We start from the raw sequence: 19,495 nt of genomic DNA on the forward strand, positions 1-19,495 counted from the left end.
ATCTAAATTATTTTCAATTAGCCCTATCACTTTTGAAGGCTCGTTCGGCACATAAGCATTGAGAAACATTTCCATTCAGGAATCCGCCGAATGTCCCGCACCCTAGACACGTTTTTGCGCCCTAGCCTGTTAGCCGTCGCCATCGCCCTCAGCGCCCCGCTGGCCAGCACCTCGCTGATCGCCGCCGAGCAAAGCTCAAGCGCGCGCAGCTACAACCTCCCCGCCGGATCGTTGGCCGCTACCCTGAACCAAATCGCCAGCCAGGCGGGTGTGACGCTGGCGATGGATCCGGCGCTGGTCGCAGGCAAAACCAGCAACGCAGTCAAAGGCTCGTTCGAACCCGGCGCGGCGCTGCACGAAGCGTTGCGTGGCACGGGCTTGCAATTGCAGCAAACTGGCGCCGGAACCTACACCTTGGTGCCGATCGTCGAGGGTGCTTTGACCTTAGGTGATGTAAACATCAATGCCAAAGCCGTGGCAGAAGGTTCGGAAGACGCAGGTTACGTCAGCGAAAACGTCAGTAACGTCGGCGCCTTGGGCGGGATGAAACTGCAAGACACTCCCTACTCCATGAGCGTCACCTCCCAGGCGCTGCTCAAAAACATGCAAGCCACCTCGCTGGATGACGTGTTTAAGCGAAACCCGTTCACCCAGGCCTATTCGCCGACCAGCGCCGGTTATGCGAGCGCGGTCAACATCCGTGGTTTCAGCAGCGCAGGCAGCCTGAACATTGCCAACGATGGCCTGCGCTTCACCACAGGCGCCGATGCTGGCAACTTTCTGGAAGACACCGAGCAGCTGGAAATCATCACTGGCCTGACGGGTTTCCTGTACGGGCCTGCGTCACCGGGTGGTTTGGCCAACTATGTGCTCAAGCGCCCCACCTATGAAACCTACCGCAGCGTGACCCTGGGCAATGCCGGCGGTGAAAACTACTACCTGCACGGCGACTTTGGCGGAAAGCTCGACGACGAAGGCAAGTTTGCCTATCGCTTAAACCTGCTGACACAGGACGGCGAAACTGCCATCGACATGCAAAAACGTCGCCGAGAAATGATCAGCCTTGCACTGGACTGGAACGTCAGCGACGACCTGCAACTCCAGTTCGATGCGTCGCACAAGAAAACTGAAAACCGTGGCCTGACCAGCTATTGGTACTTCGGTGATCAGGCCTATCGCCCGCGAGCCTCGCAACTCGACAACGACAAACTGTACAGCCAGAAATGGGCGTTCTCGGATAACGAAACCGACAAGGCGGGAGTACGCGGCAAATGGTTCCTCAACGACACGTTCACTCTGCGCGGCGCTTTAGCGGCACAGAAGTTTACCGAAGAGAACACCTACAACGGCCCCACAGTTTACAGCCCTGGGGTTTATACCCAGCCGTTGTACGCGTTTGCCCCTATCGAACACGAAGAAACATCGGGCTATCTGTTCCTTGATTCGGCGTTCCAGACTGCCAGCATTGGCCACAAGATGACCGTGGGTTATCAGGGTAATGTCTCGCGTATTCGTCAGTATGAAGACCACATTCCCTACCCAGGCCCACAATACGGCGACGTCAGCGGGAGTGGATTGCCTATAGGTGACAGCCAGCAGTTCGACAAGCCTGCCTACTCAATCGGCCATGGTGATCAACGTCTTGCGAGCAAGTCTGAGTCCAACAACTTCTTGATCGGCGACGTCATCACTTTCAACGATCAGTGGTCCAGCATCCTCGGCGTGACCCGCACCCAGATCAAGACCTACGCCAACGAGTTCGTCTACGCCAAGGCGTTTGGCACACCTGAAACCGAAACCCGATACAACCAAAGCAAAACCTCGCCCAACTTCTCGCTGATCTATAAACCACTGCCATGGCTGACCACGTACGCGACCTACATTGAAGGGCTGCAAGCAGGCGGCACCGCACCGAGCACCTCGATCAACTACGGCGAAATGTTCGCCCCACAAGTGAGCAAGCAATACGAAGTGGGCGCAAAAGCGACTGTCGGCGAAACCCTGCTGACCCTGGCTTTTTTCAATATCGAAAAACCTAATGGCTACACCAACGACTTGCGGATTTACGCCGAAGACGGTAAGCAAGTGAACAACGGTCTGGAGTTCAGCGTCACCGGCAAGATAACACCTGAGCTGACCGTGATCGGGGGTTTCACCTTGCTCGACCCAAAAATCAAAGACAGCAGCGTCAAAGCCAATGACGGCAACGCCCCCACCAACGTCGCCAAACAACTGGCCAAAGTGTATGCCGAATACGACATCAACCCGGTACCGGGCCTGGCACTGACGGGTGGCGCGTTTTACACCGGCAAGCAATATACCGATGAAGCCAACGACTACCATTTGCCCTCTTTCACCACCTTTGATGCCGGGGCGCGTTACCGTGTGAAGGTTGCCGAAAATGACCTGACCCTGCGTCTGAACGTCAGCAACCTGACCAACAAAGAATACTGGCTCAATAGCTACTACTTGGGTGACCCGCGGGCCGTGCAATTCTCGGCTCAATTGGAGTTCTAAACCCCATCTGAGCAATACCACCGCCCCTGTAGGAGCGAGCTTGCTCGCGATCTTTTGACCTTTTAAAAGATCGCGAGCCACCGCCCCCACAGGGGAATTTTGCATTTAGGACCCTCATGAAAAGCAAAACCATTCGCCGCTGGTCCTTTATCCACACCTGGACCAGCCTGATTTGCACCGCCTTCCTGTTGATGCTGGCGCTCACCGGCTTGCCGTTGATTTTTCATCATGAAATCGACCACCTGCTGGGCGATGCACCACATGTCAAAGAACTGCCCGAAGGCACGCCGCAACTCGATTTGCAGCAACTGGTGCACGCCGCCGAAGCTCACCGGCCCGGCGAGGTCATGCAGTACTTCGGCTGGGAAGAAGACGAACCCAACACGGTCTTAGCCATCATGGCGGCCACCGCAGGCACCGAACCCAACTCATCCCACACCTTTATGCTCGACGCCCGCACCGGCGAGGCCATAGAAGTGCCCTCCGCCAATGGCGGCATCATGATGGTCATGCTGCGCCTGCATGTAGACATGTTCGCCGGTCTGCCCGGCAAACTGCTGCTGGCCTTTATGGGCACCTTGTTTGTGCTGGCGATCATCTCCGGCACCGTGCTGTACCTGCCCTTCATGCGGCGCCATGAATTCGCCACCGTACGCACCGACAAATCCACGCGCCTGCGCTGGCTCGACCTGCACAACCTGATGGGCGTCGTCACACTCACCTGGGCGCTGGTGGTCGGCGTCACTGGGGTGATCAGCGCCTGCGCCGACCTGATCATCGACGCCTGGCGCAACGACACCCTCAGCGCCATGGTCGAACCCTACCGCAAGGCGCCGCCCCTGACCCAGCTCGCTCCCGCCAGCCACCTGCTGGACATCGCCGCCAGCGCGGCACCCGGCATGCGCCCGGACTTTATCGCCTTCCCCGGCACGCGCTTCTCCAGCGAACACCACTACGCCGTGTTCATGAAAGGCAGCAGCCACCTCACCTCGCACCTGCTGACACCGGTCTTGATCGACGCCAGCACCCTGGAGGTCACCGCCGTGGGCTCACGCCCCTGGTACATGGACGCCATGGGCATGTCGCAGCCGCTGCACTTTGGTGACTACGGCGGCATGCCGATGAAAATCCTCTGGGCGGCCCTCGACGTGCTGACCCTCATCGTGCTCGGCAGCGGCCTGTACCTGTGGTGGGTGCGGCGCAAGGCCGCCAAGGAGAGCGTGCGATGAAACCGCGCCAGTCGAGTTTCAGGAAAGTGTTCTGCGTGCCGCTGGCGATTGCCCTCGTCACCGGTGCGGGCTTGTTCGCAGCGCTGCTGGGCGACGGCACCTGGGACGTGCTGAGCTGGATCGGCCTGGGCATCCCGACGTGGATCAGCGTGCGCGGGCTGCTTAAACGCTGACAGCGCAAGGCACACATAAACCCCGTAGGCGCGAGCTTGCTTCGCGATCTTTTGATCTTTAACTACAACAGCGAACAATGACCGACCAATGGTCGTAAGAGCTAGCAGTTCTGACAGTACCGCTCTGGGTGTTAACCCGTTATCAATAACCCTTCATACAGGGAGAAATTGAAAGGGTTAACACCGTGGCTTCGAAAAAGAAATTACTGTTGCACCACTACGCCTATGACCCGCTGGACCGCCATGTAAAAAGTGGGGGTTCAGAGGGGCCCGATACCCAGTTGTTTTACAAAAACAACTGGGTAGCCGTCGAGATTAAAGGCAATACGGCTTACCGTATCTTTGAAACCGAAGACGTCGCACTGGCCCAACATATACACACCGAGCTAGATGTTGGCACCACGCTGATCGCCCACGACGACAAACGTTCCACTCTGGCTACGCTCGCGCCCGCACACACCACAGCCTTCTCCTATACCGTCGCCGGGTATAGCCCCACCGATGAACACCGCGTACTGGGTTTTAATGGAGAGCGTAACGATAAAACCACCGGATATTACTTATTGGGCAATGGGTATCGGGCGTTCAATCCGGTATTGATGCGTTTTAATAGCCCGGACAGTTGGAGCCCGTTTGGTGAGGGCGGAATTAATACGTATGCGTATTGCGAGGGCGACCCGGTGAATCGAGTCGACCCGACGGGGCATGCGTTTGCATTTATCAAGCGAATCAAACGGTTTTTGGGCGTAAAGGAACCCTCTCGCTCACAAATTCAAAGCCCCGTTAACCACTACGCTGATGTTTCAGAAGAGTTGTACCCAGCACTCTTGCAGAAGTTAGAAGAGACTGAGAGAGCACTCGCCAAGTCGCTAAATAAAGGGCGTAAGCTGGAAATGGAACGGGAAGCCAATCGAATGGCGAGCGGGGATCACATTGCCAAGCTGAACGCCTTAAACTCGGCATTATTAGAGAAAAACCAGAGGCTCACCCAGCGACTTGGCGAGAAACGCCTCACCTCCAGAATGCCTCCGCCGCCCCCAAGCCGACCTAATGCCACGCTGACACAGGCATCCCGCCAGATCCCCGTGAAATTCAATCGACTCGACTATCTGGACTTGGCGGTTCCCAATAACACCATCCGCAAAAACTAGTCCCTCGCCTGTGCAATTAGCACCCCGGCTTGTCCGCTGTGTACCGGCGCGCAGGGTTCACAGCCGCACCAAACTCACGGAGCGCTTTGGCGCCGATCAACAACGGGTAGTTAAAGCTGCTGCGATCGGTGAGGTTGACCTCTACGGTGCGTTTAACGTCACCCAGGCACATCTCCAAATCGACCACCGGGCGTTTGGCCACGTCAGTGCCGTCTTTGTCTTCATCTTCATCGGCGCGGTTTTTGATTTTGCTGATGCGCGACACTTTGTGTTCATACACCTTACTGCCCGCGTCGGGAGTGGCCAGCTGAAAACGGACCCACTCTTCACCATCGCGGGTGAAGGTCTGGATGTTTTTGGCCGACAGCGAGGCGGTCAAGGCACCGGTGTCCATTTTGGCTTTGAGCGTTTCGCCGATTTCCGGCAGCTTGATGTACTCATACCGCCCGTACAAGGTCGGTTCGGCGGCCATCACCGGCAGCGCCAACAGAGACAGCAGAGCAAGAACAGACTTCATAGAGGTCATTTCCTTAAAAGATTGAGGGTTAGACCCTCTATTTGTCGTTGGTTCATGCCGCTAGGGCGATTGTGGGTGGGAGCCTGCTCGCGATTCAGGCACCCGGTACGCCTGCTGCACCGTGCTGATGCTATCGCGAGCACGCCCGCTGCCACAGGGCACTATAGCGGTGGCCTGGTGAAACATTTGTTAGCACTTCGATTTGGCGTTCGGCGGTGTGCTGCTTATCATGGCCGGTCCTTAAACGTTCAAGAGTTGCTTATGCGCCGCCTGCTCACCGGCTGTTTGGTCCTCCTCCTGTTGCTGTGCAACACCCTCATTCTGTTCGGCCCGTTGATGCTGTTTGCGCTGCTCAAACTGATCTCGCCAGGGCGCCTGCGCGATTACAACTCGTGGGCCGTGATGTGGATCGCCGAGACCTGGTCCGAAATCGACAAACGCATCTTCGCCCTCTGCCTGCCCACGCAATGGGACATTCGCGGCGCCGAAAACCTCAACCGCCACACCTCGTACCTGGTGATCAGCAATCATCAATCGTGGGTTGATATTCCCGCGCTCATGCAGGGCCTGAACCGGCGCACGCCGTTCTTCAAATTCTTCCTCAAGAAAGAACTGATCTGGGTGCCCTTTTTGGGCCTGGCCTGGTGGGCACTCGACTACCCGTTCATGAAGCGCTACTCCAAGGCATTTTTGGCCAAACACCCCGAACTCAAAGGCCAGGACCTCAACATCACCCGAGCCGCCTGCGAGCTGTTCAAGCGCCAGCCGGTCACCGTGGTCAACTACCTGGAAGGCACGCGCTTTACCCCGGCCAAACGTGCGCAACAGCAATCGCCCTACACCTACCTGCTCAAACCCAAGGCGGGTGGCGTGGCCTTTGTGCTGGCGGCGATGGGTGAACAGCTGGACGCGGTGCTCGACGTGACCGTGGTGTATCCACAGGCCAACATTCCGGGCTTTTGGGCGTTGATCAGCGGGCAAGTGCCCAAGGTGATTGTCGATATTCAGACCCGCGAGCTGGACCCGGCGTTGTGGCAGGGCGATTACGAAAACGACCCGGTGTTTCGCGAGCAGGTCCAGAGCTGGATCAACCAGCTCTGGATCAATAAAGACCAGCGCATCAGCACATTGCGGGCAGAGCGCGGCTAATTCTTAAATGCCCCAGAGGCTGCCCAGGGTAGTCAACAGCGGACTGGCAACGCCCTGTTGACCCAGGTACTGAGTAATCAGCGGGGCAAACTGCTGAACCATGCTGCCCTTCATGCCCAAGGCTTCGAACGCGGCGTCCAGTTGCGAGGTGTTGGTCACATTGCTGACCGCTACTTTGGCGTCCGGGCTGACCGGATTGATCGGGCCCAGGAGGGCTTGAAGCTGCGGGTTCTTGGCGCTCAATTGGCTCAGTTGAGTCAATGCCCCGGCCCCCGTCACTTTGCTGATACCCGGCACTTGCTGGGTCAGGGCGCTGTAGTCGTTAGAGGTCAGTTGGTTTTTAGCCAGGCTCAGCATTGCACCCGCGCCACCTGCGGCTTGCTCCGGCGTAACCCCCAAGGCCTTGGCTTTAGTCAGCAAATCGACTGCCTGCATGGTCTTGTCAGAGCTGGCGCTGTTGCCGCCTTGTACCTGATTAAGTATTTGCGTTGCCGCGCCTAAGTCAAAGCCTGCAAATACCGGGCTCGCTGCCACGCTCATCAATGCTGCCAGTGCTACCGCGTTCAACGTTTTCATTGCATCAACCTCTTAAACCAAAAAGCCGCCCGCAACGGAGCAGCGAAACTGTTAATAAGACCCAGGTCCTCGGCAGATGTTCCCAACAGCCCGAGGCGGATCAAAGGGTGCGTAAGCTTAATGGAAAAAAGTTGATCTGCGCTGCATCCGCTGTGCAACTCCCTGCGTATATCAAAGAAGCACAGACTTGACGGACCGTTCACTGGGCGGGCTATTAACCAACTGCCCGGTCAGGAAAAAGCCATGAGAATGAGTGGATTAACCTCGTCATGAATGGAATATCCCCGAATCTTGAACTAACCTCTCGAGGCAAATGGCACTGTGCTATCCCTCTGATATATGGGAGAACGGTTATTTTGATCTCCGACGCTGAGTACCTCAAAAAGCTGTTGGCCCAGTGTTCCTTGGGTAATCGCCGAGCTTTTGAAACGTTGTATCGCAGCGTCGCTCCCCGTCTGCACAGCGTGGCCCTGCACTGCATGGGTCGCCGGGACTTGGCCGAAGAAGTCGTACAAGAAAGTTTCGTGCGTATCTGGCACAACGCCGCGCGCTACGAACCCCGCTTGTCCGCACCGCTGACCTGGATGATCACCATCACCCGTCATCAAGCCATCGACCAACTGCGCAAGCAGCGCGAGCTGCCGTTAAGCGATTTACAGCAAGACGCCCTGACCGACCAGAGCCCCGGCGCTGACGAACAACTGGACACGGCCCGCCAGGCCAAGGCACTCAACCAGTGCCTTGAACAACTGGAGGGCAAGCAGCGCCAAACCCTTACTAGGGCTTATTTTCATGGCCACAGCGCCCGCGAATTAGCTGAGCAGTTGGCCGAGCCGCTGGGCTCGGTGAAGTCCTGGATTCGCCGGGGCATGGAACGTCTGCGCAGGTGTCTTGAATCATGAACTACCAAACCCCTAGCCTGCGCCGGGCACTCGCCGGCGATTACGCCATCGGTTTAATGCCGTCTGGTGCCCGCAAACGTTTTGAACGACTGCTGCTAGACGATGCTGGCCTGCGCGAAGAACTCGCCGCCTGGCAAACCACCCTCGTGCGGCTGACCGATACGCTTGGCCAAGACCCCGTCCCCGAGCATGTGTGGCGAGGCATCGTAGCGCGCATTGAGCCGCAAAAACTCCACGTGCCGGCCAAGCCGCCATTCTGGAACTGGCTGCGCGTCACGGCTGCCGCGTGTGCGGTGGTGATCGCCGTGGCCGTGGGCGTGCTCACGCCCCGCGACAGCATCACCTACAACGCCACCTTGCTCAGCGGCACCGCACAACCCACCCTGCGCATTGAAGCGCATGCCGACTACCTGAACGTGAAGCCGCTGCAACTGGCCGCGGTGGACAGTGGGCGCAGCCTGCAATTGTGGGCGATCCCGGTGGGCGGCAACCCCGTGTCACTGGGCCTGCTGCCTGCGGCAGGCGAAGGCAGGATCGACCTGAGCGCCAGCCAGCAACAACTGCTGGCCAGCAACGTGGTGTTGGCCGTGAGCCTGGAACCCGAAGGCGGCTCACCGACCGGACTGCCGACCGGGCCAGTGTTGTATCAAGGGCCTTTGGCCGCGTTATAAGTGAGGTGCCTCGCGGTCTTTTAACGATCAAAAGAGCGCGAGGCCATCGAGCCCGGTGGCCCGGATTGGCGAGAACGGCATCCCTGATCGCAACCTCACTACCCTCCTGAGCGGCGACAGGCGTACACCTGTACCTATCAGATCTGCTAGCTATACAGCCCATGAGTCGAGGCAGATGCTGTGTGTTCGTCCACGCGTTATTCCCGGAGTTCAGCATGAGCAAGGTGCATAAAGTATTGGCTAACACCTACCAATACGATCCATTGAATCGCCTGTGCGCCGCCAACAGTCTGCAGCGTTTTTACAACAACACCCGCATCGCCACTGAAATAGAAGGTGAACGTAAAACCCGTTTTTTTGAGACCGACTCTCAACCGCTGGCATTGCAACAACACGGCACGGCACCCGGTACCACCTTGTTCGCGACCGATCAACAAACGTCTGTGCTCAATGGGATAAGTGCACCGGGAGAACAGCAAGCGCAGGCTTACTCGCCATTTGGCTTTCATCCACTCGACGCTTTACTCAACGTGGTGGGCTTTAACGGCGAACGGCCAGACCCCGTGACCGGGCATTATTTATTGGGCCAGGGCTATCGAGCGTTTAACCCGGTATTGATGCGCTTTAACAACCCGGACAGTTGGAGCCCGTTTGGGGAGGGGGGGATTAACGCGTATGCGTATTGTGATAATAACCCCTCCAACTTAAACGACCCATCAGGCCACTTTCCAAATTTAATTAAAGCGTTCAAAAACATGTTTATGGGAAGAGTACCCAAGCGCTTACGCCCAACCGTGAGCAAGGCAAGAACTCCCACCCCTCCACAAATTAAAATTTATGAGCGGCAAATGACGAGAACAACACCTCCGTCCATGTCCGACGAGCCGGTCAAACCCCTGAGCAGACGAAGGACGAAACTGTTACGCACTGAATACAAAAATAACCAAGCCATTCTTAAAAAATCAAATGAAGTAATAGAGAGCGACAGCCTTGCATTTGGCCAAGTCACACACAATAGGTTCAAAGACCCTGAGCTTCACGATATGGTGATGGACCAACTAATATTTAGGGATAACTTACTCGATCGCCAGCATGTCATCAGCACGCGCTTGAACGAGGTACCCGACTACAACATTTTGACTGGACTCCCTCGTTACAGCGACGCACTTCAAAGAGAGTTAAATATACAGAAAGTGAACGCACTAGTAAGACAGACGTCAACTGCGATATTGTTTTAAGTATCACCCGTAATAACGCTAGGCATCGAAAATAATAAGCGGTAGCTGAAATTCCAGCTACCGCTTGTCAATCACTACGCACTAAACAACTTATGCGGATCAATCACAAACTTCTTCGGCACACCCGCATCGAACTCGCCATACCCGCGTGGCGCGTCATCCAGGCTGATCACCTCAACGCCGACAATGTCGGCAATTTTGATCCGGTCCCACATGATCGCCTGCATCAACTGGCGGTTGTATTTCATGACCGGGGTTTGTCCGGTGTGGAAGGAGTGAGACTTGGCCCAGCCCAAACCAAAGCGAATGCTCAGGCTGCCCATTTTTGCCGCCGCATCCACAGCGCCCGGATCTTCGGTGACGTATAGGCCCGGAATACCGATTTTGCCCGCTACCCGGACCACGCCCATCAATGAGTTGAGCACGGTGGCCGGCGCTTCGTGTTTGACCCCGTCATGCCCGTGACCACGGGCTTCAAAACCCACGGCATCGACCGCGCAATCCACCTCTGGCTCGCCCAGCAGATCAGCAATTTGTTCGTGCAGCGGGGTGTCTTTGGACAGGTCGGCAATTTCAAAACCCTGCGCCTTGGCGTGGGCCAAACGAATCGGGTTCACGTCACCCACAATCACCACTGCTGCGCCCAATAAACGCGCCGAAGCGGCTGCAGCCAGGCCCACCGGGCCAGCGCCTGCGATGTACACCGTGCTGCCCGGCCCCACACCTGCGGTCACAGCGCCGTGGTAGCCCGTGGGCAGAATGTCGGAGAGGCAGGTCAGGTCGCGAATCTTCTCCATCGCCGCGTCGCGGTCTGGCAGTTTGAGCAGGTTGAAATCGGCATAGGGCACCAATACATATTCAGCCTGGCCGCCGACCCAATCGCCCATGTCCACATAGCCATACGCACCGCCGGGACGGGCCGGGTTGACGGTCAGGCACACCCCGGTGTTTTGCTCTTTGCAACTGCGGCAACGCCCGCACGCCACGTTAAACGGCACCGACACCAGGTCGCCGACTTTCAAATGCTCAACGTCACGCCCGGCTTCGATCACCTCGCCGGTGATCTCATGGCCCAGCACCAGCCCGGTTTGCGCGGTGGTGCGGCCACGCACCATGTGTTGGTCAGAGCCACAAATATTGGTCGACACCACCCGCAGAATCACCCCGTGGTGGATCGGCTTGCCTTGTGGGTTTTGCATCTTGGGAAAAGGAATGCTTTGCACTTCAACCTGGCCATTGCCCAGGTACACCACACCGCGATTGTCAGCCATCGTATTCACCCTTCTTATTGTTAGAGAGAAGCAGCGGCAAGCGACAAGCCGATCTGCTTTTACGTGCAGCTTGCAGCTTAGAACGTGGCGCTGGGGTCATCGCCCCCTGTACGACCTCGGCATAGGCAAATGCGTCGTCCGCAGAGCCGCTACCTAGGGGCTGTTCTGCTAGCTAGGCATACCGTGTGATCGCTTCGATACTGAGCACAGAGAGGGCCTGATCAATGATCCACTACCGTTACGACCCGCTGGACCGTCTGACTGACGTCCATACCCTACGACGCTTTTACTGCGCCCAGCGTATAACCAGCGAAATCGAAGGCGATTGCCGCCAATAAACGAAACGTGATCAGAGGCACCGACTGATCGGCGCATCGGCAGGCACCACTGTAGCGACTACAACACCACTGTCCTGCCACCATTCAAAAAAACCCGCCGCTCAATGTGATAGCCCACACCCCGCGCCAGGGTCTGGGCTTCGATGTCGCGGCCTTTGGCGATCAGGTCTTCGGGGTAGTGGCTGTGGTCGACCACTTCCACACCCTGAGCGATGATCGGGCCTTCGTCGAGGTCGTTGTTGATGTAGTGCGCGGTGGCGCCCACCAGTTTCACGCCCTTCTCGTAGGCTTGGTGATACGGCTTGGCGCCTTTGAAACCGGGCAGCAACGAATGGTGAATGTTGATCGCCTTGCCATCGAGTTTGCGACACAGCTCGGGCGACAGCACTTGCATGTAGCGCGCAAGAATCACCAGCTCGGCGCCGGTGTCTTCGATCACTTGCCACACCTGGGCTTCTTGCGCAGGTTTATTGGCCGGGTTGAGGGCGAAGTGGTGATAAGGAATGCCGTGCCATTGAGCCAGCGGCTCAAGGTCAGGGTGGTTGGAGACCACGGCCACCACGTCCATCGACAATTGACCGATGCGCTGACGATACAGCAAGTCGTTGAGGCAATGGTCGGCCTTGGACACCATGATCAGCACTTTGGGCCGGTAGTGCGGCGCAATCAGTTCGAAGGCCATGCCGAATGCCTGGCCGCGTTCGACCAGACCTGCGCGAAAAGCGCTCTCGTCAAAGCCTTCGGGCTGACGGAATTCGACGCGAATAAAAAAACGTCCCGAACGCTGATCGTCGAAGGAATGGTGCTCGGTGACGTAACAACGGTGTTCGAACAGATAACGGGTCACGGCGTCGACCGTGCCGAGCAGGCTTGGGCAGTCGGCAGTGAGGATCCAGGTGTCAGGAGCGCGGCTCATGGTGAAGTTCCTTGTTATAGACCCCCTGTAGGAGCGAGCAAGCTCGCGCCTGCACAGGATTGGCATTATGCCTCGACATTCAACCCATATTCCGCCGCCGCATCTTGCAGCCACAGCCACCAGTAGTCCGAAAAACTACGACGAATCAGCAGCTCCCACGTGTCTTCAGCCGTGTGGCGAATCACCAGTTGGGATTTGGCAAACACTGTCCCTATCGCCTTGCCCACCGGGAAGTTGTCGGGGTGCACATCGTAGCTGGTGGACTTCATCAACACGTTGCGCACGTTCGGCCCGCTCAACTCCAGCAGTTGTTGCCCGCCACTGACGTTGACCACCGCAATATGCAGCCCCACTAACGCGGCGCGCAGGGCTTGTTCCACAGCGTACTCCTGACCGCCTGGCACGATCAGCAGCCACTCATCCGGCCCCATCCACTGCAACGAAGTGTCGCCCTTGGCCACCAGGCTCAAGGCCACCGGCAACTCCAGGCCCAGGGCTTTGTGGACGCCTGCGGCAAAGGCCGGGTCTTTGGCGTCGCCGCGCAGGGTCAGGTGGCCCAGCAGTTTTTTCTCGCGCACGGTGACGCCGGGATTTTTACGGCCCTTGCCGGTCAGGCTGGCCAAGTTGGTGTGGTGCAGCGAGGACTCGGCTTTGGCGCCCGAGTCCGGGCGTTGTTGGTAGACGTTTGCGGTTGTCATGAGATCACCCAATCAAATATTTTGCCGATCGCCTTTCGGGTCGAAGAACACCGAAGGCACGATTTCAGCTTCGATCACGCTGCCATCCGCCTGGGGTGAGAACACCCGCTCGCCAATGCGCTTCAAGCCACCCTTGACCACGCCCATCGCAAACGAATAACCCAATGAGTTATGGGCGTAGCTGGATGTCACGTGGCCGACCATGGTCATGGGGATGGGCTGCTTGGGGTCGAACACCAGTTGCGCGCCCTCCGGCAGCCACTGGGTCGGATCGACCGGCTTGAGGCCCACCAGCTGTTTACGCTGGTCACGCACACAGTCTTCGCGGTTCATGCCGCGCCAGCCGATCCACGAAAACGCTTTGGTACGGCCTACGCACCAGCCCATGTTCAGGTCGTCCGGGGTCATGGAGCCGTCAGTGTCTTGGCCGACGATGATGAAACCCTTCTCGGCCCGCAGCACGTGCATGGTCTCGGTGCCGTAGGGCGTCAGGTTGAACTGCTTGCCCGCCTCGACGATTTTTTCCAGCACGCCCATCGCATAGTCAGCCTGGATGTTGACTTCGTACGACAGCTCGCCGGTAAACGAGATGCGGAACACCCGCGCCGGTACGCCAGCGACCAGGCCTTCTTTCCAGGTCATGAACGGGAACGCCTCGCGGTCCAGATCAATGTCGGTCACTTCGCTCAACAGCTTGCGGCTGTTAGGCCCACTCAAGGTCAGCGTCGCGTAGTGGTCGGTAACGGAGGTGAAGTACACCTTCAGCTCTGGCCATTCGGTCTGCTGATAGATTTCCAGCCACTGCAACACGCGCGCCGCACCGCCGGTGGTGGTGGTCATGACGAAATGGTTGTCGGCCAAACAGGCGGTCACACCATCGTCGAAGACCATGCCGTCTTCTTTGCACATCAGCCCGTAACGCGCCTTGCCCACGTCCAGCTTGGTCCAGGCATTGGTGTAGATGCGGTTCAAGAACTCACGCGCATCGGGGCCTTGAATGTCGATTTTGCCGAGGGTGGAGGCATCCAGAATGCCGACGCTGTCACGCACCGCCTTGCATTCGCGCTTGACCGCTGTGTGCATATCTTCGCCGTTACGCGGGAAGTACCACGGGCGTTTCCATTGGCCGACGTCTTCAAACTCGGCGCCTTGCTTGACGTGCCAGGCTTGCAGCGCGGTGTAACGCACCGGCTCGAAAATATGCCCGCAATGCCGACCCGCCACCGCGCCAAAGGTCACCGGCGTGTAGTTGGGGCGGAACATGGTGGTGCCCATCTGCGGGATGGTCACGTTCAGCGAACGTGCGGCAATCGCCAGCCCGTTGACGTTACCCAGCTTGCCCTGGTCGGTGCCGAAGCCCAGCGCGGTGTAGCGTTTTACATGTTCGACCGACTCAAAACCTTCGCGGGTGGCCAGTTCAATAGCCGCCGCAGTGACGTCGTTTTGCAGGTCGACAAATTGTTTCGGAGCCCGCGCCGTGCCCTTTTCATGGGGCACATGGAACAACGCCACGGTGGGCTCCTGATGGTGGTTCAAGGCTGTTGGCAGCACACCTTCGACCGCTTTAAAGCCGGCCTCGCTGGCAGCGCGCACGCCACCTTCAAAGCCATCGGCCAGGCTGTCGCCCAAGCCATAAACGCCATTGATGCCGCCGACGCACACACGTTTTTGCGGCGCTTCACCGGGCACAAACCCCAGGATGTCTTCGCGCCAGATCGGCTTGCCGCCCAAGTGCGAGGCCAAATGCACCACCGGGCTGTAACCACCCGAGGTGGCCACCAGATCACAGTCCAACCATTCGCCAGGGCTGGTGACGCTGTGGGTTTTAAGGTCGATCGCCGCCACACGGGCACCCGTCACGCGCTTGTTGCCACGGGCTTCAATCACCGCGCTGGCGGTCAAAATCCGAATGCCCTTGGCCCGTGCTTCTTCTACCAGGGCGCCTCGCGGGTTGCTGCGGGCATCGGCAATGGCGACCACGTTCTGGCCCGCATCCACCCAGTCCAGTGCCACGCGATATGCGTGATCGTTGTTGGTGCTCAGCAACAGTTTTTTACCCGGCGCCACGCCGTAGCGGCGCACATAGGTCGACACCGCACCCGCCAGCATGTTGCCCGGCACGTCGTTGTTGCCATACACCAGTGGTCGCTCGCACGCGCCGGTGGCCAGCACCACGCGCTTGGCCCGTACCCGGTGCAGGCGCTGGCGTACCTGACCCATCGGTGCACGGTCACCCAGGTGGTCGGTGAGGCGCTCGTGGATGGTCAGAAAATTGTGGTCGTGATAGCCGTTGACGGTCGCCCGAGGCAGCAGCAGCACATCGGGCAAGCCCTTGAGTTCGGCGATGGTTTTGGCCACCCATTCCATGGCGGGCTTGCCGTCCAGACTTTCGCGACTGTCGAGCAGGCTGCCGCCAAACTCTTCCTGTTCATCGGCCACGATCACCCGTGCACCGCTGCGTGCGGCAGCCAATGCAGCAGCCAGACCGGCCGGGCCTGCGCCGACGATCAGCACGTCGCAGTGATGGTTCATGTTGTCGTAGGTGTCGGGGTCGTTCTGCGTCGGCGAACGGCCCAAGCCTGCGGCTTTGCGGATGTACTTCTCGTAGGTCATCCAGAATGATTTCGGGTACATAAAGGTTTTGTAGTAAAAACCCGGCGGCATCAGCTTGCCGCCGACTTTGCCCAAAATGCCCATCATGTCGGTGTTTACGTTGGGCCAGCCGTTGGTGCTGGTGGCGACCAAGCCTTGGTACAGCGCCTGCTGCGTGGCGCGCACGTTAGGAATTTGCGTGGCTTCGGTAGCGCCGATTTGCAGCACCGCGTTCGGCTCTTCAGCGCCCGCGGCATAGATGCCCCGAGGTCGGGAATATTTGAAACTGCGTCCGATGATGTCCACGCCATTGGCCAGCAGGGCGGCGGCCAGGCTGTCGCCTTCGTAGCCTTTGTACTGTTGGCCGTTGAAGGTAAAGGTCAGCACTTTGTTGCGATCAATGCGGCCGCCATTCGGCAAGCGATGGGTCTGGCTCATACCTTTTCTCCCTGCTCACGGATAGCGGTTGGCGCTGCGCACGCCGCCTGTTCGGTGAACTGCGGCTTAGTGCCGACCAGGTAGGTTTCTAGAATCTCGTACGTCACGGTGTTGCGCGTGGCGTTGAAGAACTGGCGACAACCGGCTACGTGGTTCCACAACTCGTGGTGCAGGCCACGCGGGTTATCGCGAAAGAACATGTAATCGCCCCACTCCTTGTCCGTGCAGGCGTTGGGGTCGAGCGGGCGCGGAATGTGCGCCTGGCCACTGGCGTGAAATTCTTCTTCGCAACGAAGCTCGCCACAGTGGGGACAGAAGATATGCAGCATGAGTATTTCCTCTGTTAGTGGGCGACCGCGGCAGCGCCGTGTTCGTCAATAAGGGCACCGTTGTAAAACCGGTCGATGGAAAACGGTGCCGCCAGCGGGTGCATTTCGCCTTTGGCCAAACTGGCCGCAAACACGTTGCCCGAGCCCGGCGTAGCCTTGAAGCCGCCCGTGCCCCAGCCGCAGTTGAAGAACAAATTCGGCACCGGGGTTTTGGAGATGATCGGGCACGCATCCGGCGTGGTGTCGACGATGCCGCCCCATTGACGGTTCATGCGCACGCGGGACAACACCGGAAACATCTCCACAATCGCTTGAATGGTGTGCTCGATCACCGGGTACGAGCCGCGCTGACCGTAGCCGACCCAGCCGTCGATACCCGCGCCGATCACCAGGTCGCCCTTGTCGGACTGGCTGATGTAACCGTGTACGGCGTTGGACATGATCACGCTGTCGATAATCGGCTTGATCGGCTCCGAGACCAGCGCTTGCAGCGGGTGCGATTCGATCGGCAGACGGAAGCCGGCCTGACGCGCCATGTGCCCGGAGTTACCGGCCGTGACCACGCCGACGCGCTTGGCGCCGATAAAGCCTTTGCTGGTTTCAACGCCGATGCACACGCCGTTTTCCTTGCGAAAACCCAGCACTTCGGTCTGCTGAATCAAGTCAACGCCCAGCGCGTCGGCCGCACGGGCAAAGCCCCAGGCCACGGCGTCATGCCGGGCTACGCCGCCGCGTCGTTGCACGGTCGCGCCGATGATCGGGTAGCGGGTATTTTTTGAGCAGTCCAGGTACGGAATTTCGTCCGCCACTTGTTTGCCGTTCAGCAGCTCACCGTCGACACCATTCAGGCGGTTGGCGCTGACCCGGCGCTCCGAGTCACGCATGTCTTGCAGGGTGTGACACAAGTTGTACACACCGCGCTGCGAGAACATCACGTTGTAGTTCAGGTCTTGAGACAAGCCTTCCCACAATTTCATGGCGTGTTCGTACAAGTGGGCCGACTCGTCCCACAAATAGTTGGAGCGCACGATGGTGGTGTTGCGCGCCGTGTTACCGCCGCCCAGCCAGCCTTTTTCGACCACGGCCACGTTGGTGATGCCGTGCTCCTTGGCCAAGTAATACGCGGTGGCCAGCCCGTGCCCGCCGCCGCCGACGATGATCACGTCATAGACCTTTTTCGGGGTCGGCGTGCGCCACATTTTCTGCCAGTTTTCGTGGTGGCTGAGGGAGTGTTTGAAAAGGCCGAAGCCTGAATACCGTTGCATAGGAATGACTCCAAAAACGCGCTCAGCGATAAACCGGGAAGTCTTTGCACAGCGACGTCACCTGACGGGCCACGTCGGCCTCAATGTCGGCGTCACCGAGGTGATCGAGGATGTCGCAGATCCAGCCTGCCAACTCCGTGCACTGCGCCACTTTAAAACCGCGCGTGGTCACCGCCGGGGTGCCGATGCGCAGGCCCGAGGTCACGAAAGGCGATTGCGGGTCGTTCGGCACGGCATTTTTGTTGACAGTGATGTGCGCACGGCCCAAGGCCGCGTCAGCGTCTTTGCCGGTCAGGCCCTGACGAATCAGGCTGACCAAGAACAGGTGGTTATCGGTGCCGCCCGAAACCACGTCGTAGCCGCGTTTGACAAACACCTCGGCCATGGCCTGAGCGTTGTCGATAACCTGTTGTTGATACGCTTTGAAACTCGGCTCCAGCGCTTCTTTAAAACACACGGCCTTGGCGGCGATCACGTGCATCAACGGCCCGCCCTGACCACCGGGGAACACAGCGGAGTTGAATTTCTTCTCCAGCGCTTCGTTGGCCTTGGCCAGGATCAGCCCGCCACGCGGCCCGCGCAGGGTTTTGTGGGTGGTGGTGGTCACGACGTCAGCGTACGGCAGCGGGTTGGGGTACAAGCCCGCCGCGACCAGACCGGCCACGTGGGCCATGTCAACAAACAGGTAGGCACCGACCTTGTCTGCGATCTGACGAAAGCGTGGGAAATCCAGAGTTTTAGAGTAAGCAGAGAACCCGGCAATGATCATTTTTGGCTGATGCTCAACCGCCAAACGCTCCACTTCGTCGTAGTCGATCAGCCCGGTGGCGGTGTCGATACCGTACTGCACGGCGTTGTACAACTTGCCCGAGAAGCTGACGCTGGCGCCGTGGGTCAAATGCCCGCCGTGGGCCAGGCTCATGCCCAACACCGTGTCGCCGGCATTGAGCAGCGCCAGGTACACGGCCGCGTTGGCCTGGCTGCCCGAGTGCGGCTGCACGTTGGCGTAATCGGCACCGAACAGTTGCTTGGCGCGGTCGATGGCCAGTTGCTCCACCTTATCCACATGCTCGCAGCCGCCGTAGTAGCGTTTGCCGGGATAGCCTTCAGCGTACTTGTTGGTCAGGCCGCTGCCCTGGGCCTCCATCACACGCTGGCTGGTGTAGTTTTCGGAGGCGATCAGCTCAATGTGATCTTCCTGACGCTGATCTTCGGCGTTGATCGCCGCCAACAAGGCATCGTCGTAACCCTGAATCTGATCCTGTTTGCTGAACATTGCGTACTCCCAGCGCCAGCGCGCCATTCGTCTCGGTGAGGCTTATGCCCTTTGAGCCAGATGGTAGAGCTGGCGCAGGCAGATCAAATGCCTGCGCACGCCACGCAATGGTGCGTTTACGACATGGAGCAAAAGCAAATCCCTGCAGCCGCTGGCGCAGGCTGCAATAAGGCTCGAAGGGGCTTGGCTTTTAAAATCGGGGCCGCTGCGCAGCCCATCGCAGCCCACGGCAGCGGCTACAGGTGTCGG

17 protein-coding genes are annotated in these 19,495 nt (G+C 58.6%); 8 read left to right on the plus strand and 9 right to left on the minus strand.

Annotation, left to right across the window (positions count from 1 at the left end):
- Nucleotides 1-90 precede the first annotated feature (90 nt).
- From ACIQYF_RS02860 to ACIQYF_RS02875, 4 genes are all read left to right on the plus strand, one after another.
- The gene (locus tag ACIQYF_RS02860; RefSeq protein ID WP_402856590.1) at nt 91-2,517 is read left to right on the plus strand and encodes a TonB-dependent siderophore receptor; all 2,427 of its coding nucleotides are present in this window, start codon (nt 91-93) and stop codon (nt 2,515-2,517) included.
- A 116-nt stretch (nt 2,518-2,633) separates the two neighbouring features.
- Nucleotides 2,634-3,746: a PepSY-associated TM helix domain-containing protein gene (locus ACIQYF_RS02865; protein WP_402856593.1), complete on the plus strand. Its 1,113-nt coding sequence runs from the start codon at nt 2,634-2,636 to the stop codon at nt 3,744-3,746.
- Nucleotides 3,743-3,919, plus strand: a complete 177-nt coding sequence (locus tag ACIQYF_RS02870; RefSeq protein ID WP_402856596.1) for a hypothetical protein — start codon at nt 3,743-3,745, stop codon at nt 3,917-3,919. Before ACIQYF_RS02865 ends, ACIQYF_RS02870 begins: the two co-directional genes overlap by 4 nt.
- 185 nt (nt 3,920-4,104) lie before the next feature.
- On the plus strand, nt 4,105-5,070 hold the full coding sequence (locus tag ACIQYF_RS02875; RefSeq protein WP_402856599.1) for an RHS repeat-associated core domain-containing protein: 966 nt from the start codon (nt 4,105-4,107) through the stop codon (nt 5,068-5,070).
- 16 nt (nt 5,071-5,086) lie between these two features.
- Here ACIQYF_RS02875 and ACIQYF_RS02880 read toward each other — a convergent pair whose 3' ends face one another.
- Entirely contained in the window at nt 5,087-5,587 is a 501-nt protein-coding gene (locus ACIQYF_RS02880; protein WP_402856602.1) for an ATP-dependent zinc protease, read from the minus strand.
- 261 nt (nt 5,588-5,848) lie between these two features.
- Between ACIQYF_RS02880 and ACIQYF_RS02885 the strand changes: the two genes are divergently transcribed.
- Nucleotides 5,849-6,736 carry an acyltransferase gene (locus tag ACIQYF_RS02885; protein ID WP_402856605.1) on the plus strand — a complete coding sequence of 296 codons (888 nt, stop codon included), beginning with the start codon at nt 5,849-5,851 and terminating at the stop codon, nt 6,734-6,736.
- Nucleotides 6,737-6,739: 3 nt separating this feature from the next.
- On the opposite strand, the gene ACIQYF_RS02890 is transcribed toward ACIQYF_RS02885, so the two are convergent.
- Nucleotides 6,740-7,312 (minus strand): DUF2780 domain-containing protein, encoded by a 573-nt coding sequence (locus ACIQYF_RS02890; RefSeq protein WP_402856608.1) that lies wholly within the window; start codon nt 7,310-7,312, stop codon nt 6,740-6,742.
- 269 nt (nt 7,313-7,581) lie between these two features.
- Here ACIQYF_RS02890 and ACIQYF_RS02895 point away from each other — a divergent pair, with 269 nt between their 5' ends.
- The 3 genes from ACIQYF_RS02895 to ACIQYF_RS02905 all read left to right on the plus strand — a co-directional run bounded on the left by ACIQYF_RS02895 (nt 7,582) and on the right by ACIQYF_RS02905 (nt 10,123).
- Nucleotides 7,582-8,214 carry an RNA polymerase sigma factor gene (locus tag ACIQYF_RS02895; protein WP_402856611.1) on the plus strand — a complete coding sequence of 211 codons (633 nt, stop codon included), beginning with the start codon at nt 7,582-7,584 and terminating at the stop codon, nt 8,212-8,214.
- On the plus strand, nt 8,211-8,885 hold the full coding sequence (locus ACIQYF_RS02900; RefSeq protein ID WP_402856614.1) for an anti-sigma factor domain-containing protein: 675 nt from the start codon (nt 8,211-8,213) through the stop codon (nt 8,883-8,885). The genes ACIQYF_RS02895 and ACIQYF_RS02900 overlap by 4 nt, the downstream gene beginning before the upstream one ends.
- Nucleotides 8,886-9,100: 215 nt before the next feature.
- Nucleotides 9,101-10,123, plus strand: a complete 1,023-nt coding sequence (locus tag ACIQYF_RS02905) for an RHS repeat-associated core domain-containing protein (RefSeq protein ID WP_402856617.1) — start codon at nt 9,101-9,103, stop codon at nt 10,121-10,123.
- A gap of 74 nt (nt 10,124-10,197) precedes the next feature.
- Here the strand turns inward: ACIQYF_RS02905 and fdhA are convergent, their stop codons facing one another.
- The 7 genes from fdhA to glyA form a co-directional block, all read right to left on the minus strand.
- Nucleotides 10,198-11,394: a formaldehyde dehydrogenase, glutathione-independent gene (gene fdhA, locus ACIQYF_RS02910; RefSeq protein WP_402856620.1), complete on the minus strand. Its 1,197-nt coding sequence runs from the start codon at nt 11,392-11,394 to the stop codon at nt 10,198-10,200.
- Between the two features lie 396 nt (nt 11,395-11,790).
- The gene (purU, locus tag ACIQYF_RS02915; RefSeq protein ID WP_402856623.1) at nt 11,791-12,648 is read right to left on the minus strand and encodes a formyltetrahydrofolate deformylase; all 858 of its coding nucleotides are present in this window, start codon (nt 12,646-12,648) and stop codon (nt 11,791-11,793) included.
- A 65-nt stretch (nt 12,649-12,713) separates the two neighbouring features.
- Nucleotides 12,714-13,346, minus strand: a complete 633-nt coding sequence (locus tag ACIQYF_RS02920; protein ID WP_402856626.1) for a sarcosine oxidase subunit gamma — start codon at nt 13,344-13,346, stop codon at nt 12,714-12,716.
- Between the two features lie 12 nt (nt 13,347-13,358).
- The gene (locus tag ACIQYF_RS02925) at nt 13,359-16,376 is read right to left on the minus strand and encodes a sarcosine oxidase subunit alpha (RefSeq protein ID WP_402856629.1); all 3,018 of its coding nucleotides are present in this window, start codon (nt 16,374-16,376) and stop codon (nt 13,359-13,361) included.
- Nucleotides 16,373-16,705 carry a sarcosine oxidase subunit delta gene (locus ACIQYF_RS02930; RefSeq protein ID WP_402856632.1) on the minus strand — a complete coding sequence of 111 codons (333 nt, stop codon included), beginning with the start codon at nt 16,703-16,705 and terminating at the stop codon, nt 16,373-16,375. The genes ACIQYF_RS02925 and ACIQYF_RS02930 overlap by 4 nt, the downstream gene beginning before the upstream one ends.
- A gap of 14 nt (nt 16,706-16,719) precedes the next feature.
- On the minus strand, nt 16,720-17,970 hold the full coding sequence (locus ACIQYF_RS02935; RefSeq protein ID WP_122784113.1) for a sarcosine oxidase subunit beta: 1,251 nt from the start codon (nt 17,968-17,970) through the stop codon (nt 16,720-16,722).
- A gap of 22 nt (nt 17,971-17,992) precedes the next feature.
- Complete coding sequence (gene glyA / locus ACIQYF_RS02940) at nt 17,993-19,246, minus strand: serine hydroxymethyltransferase (protein WP_402856637.1); 1,254 nt, start codon at nt 19,244-19,246, stop codon at nt 17,993-17,995.
- Nucleotides 19,247-19,495: the final 249 nt, after the last annotated feature.

The organism is Pseudomonas sp. NPDC096917 (assembly GCF_044762555.1).
In the GTDB taxonomy this organism is placed as follows: Bacteria; Pseudomonadota; Gammaproteobacteria; order Pseudomonadales; family Pseudomonadaceae; genus Aquipseudomonas.

Excerpts from the sequence above, each read along its gene's own strand:
- ACIQYF_RS02860 (WP_402856590.1), top strand. The coding sequence starts at position 91 with ATGTCCCGCACCCTAGACACGTTTTTGCGCCCTAGCCTGTTAGCCGTC.
- ACIQYF_RS02865 (WP_402856593.1), top strand. The coding sequence starts at position 2,634 with ATGAAAAGCAAAACCATTCGCCGCTGGTCCTTTATCCACACCTGGACC.
- ACIQYF_RS02870 (WP_402856596.1), top strand. The coding sequence starts at position 3,743 with ATGAAACCGCGCCAGTCGAGTTTCAGGAAAGTGTTCTGCGTGCCGCTG.
- ACIQYF_RS02880 (WP_402856602.1), bottom strand. The coding sequence starts at position 5,587 with ATGAAGTCTGTTCTTGCTCTGCTGTCTCTGTTGGCGCTGCCGGTGATG.
- ACIQYF_RS02885 (WP_402856605.1), top strand. The coding sequence starts at position 5,849 with ATGCGCCGCCTGCTCACCGGCTGTTTGGTCCTCCTCCTGTTGCTGTGC.
- ACIQYF_RS02890 (WP_402856608.1), bottom strand. The coding sequence starts at position 7,312 with ATGAAAACGTTGAACGCGGTAGCACTGGCAGCATTGATGAGCGTGGCA.
- ACIQYF_RS02895 (WP_402856611.1), top strand. The coding sequence starts at position 7,582 with ATGAATGGAATATCCCCGAATCTTGAACTAACCTCTCGAGGCAAATGG.
- ACIQYF_RS02900 (WP_402856614.1), top strand. The coding sequence starts at position 8,211 with ATGAACTACCAAACCCCTAGCCTGCGCCGGGCACTCGCCGGCGATTAC.
- ACIQYF_RS02905 (WP_402856617.1), top strand. The coding sequence starts at position 9,101 with ATGAGCAAGGTGCATAAAGTATTGGCTAACACCTACCAATACGATCCA.
- fdhA (WP_402856620.1), bottom strand. The coding sequence starts at position 11,394 with ATGGCTGACAATCGCGGTGTGGTGTACCTGGGCAATGGCCAGGTTGAA.
- purU (WP_402856623.1), bottom strand. The coding sequence starts at position 12,648 with ATGAGCCGCGCTCCTGACACCTGGATCCTCACTGCCGACTGCCCAAGC.
- ACIQYF_RS02920 (WP_402856626.1), bottom strand. The coding sequence starts at position 13,346 with ATGACAACCGCAAACGTCTACCAACAACGCCCGGACTCGGGCGCCAAA.
- ACIQYF_RS02925 (WP_402856629.1), bottom strand. The coding sequence starts at position 16,376 with ATGAGCCAGACCCATCGCTTGCCGAATGGCGGCCGCATTGATCGCAAC.
- ACIQYF_RS02930 (WP_402856632.1), bottom strand. The coding sequence starts at position 16,705 with ATGCTGCATATCTTCTGTCCCCACTGTGGCGAGCTTCGTTGCGAAGAA.
- ACIQYF_RS02935 (WP_122784113.1), bottom strand. The coding sequence starts at position 17,970 with ATGCAACGGTATTCAGGCTTCGGCCTTTTCAAACACTCCCTCAGCCAC.
- glyA (WP_402856637.1), bottom strand. The coding sequence starts at position 19,246 with ATGTTCAGCAAACAGGATCAGATTCAGGGTTACGACGATGCCTTGTTG.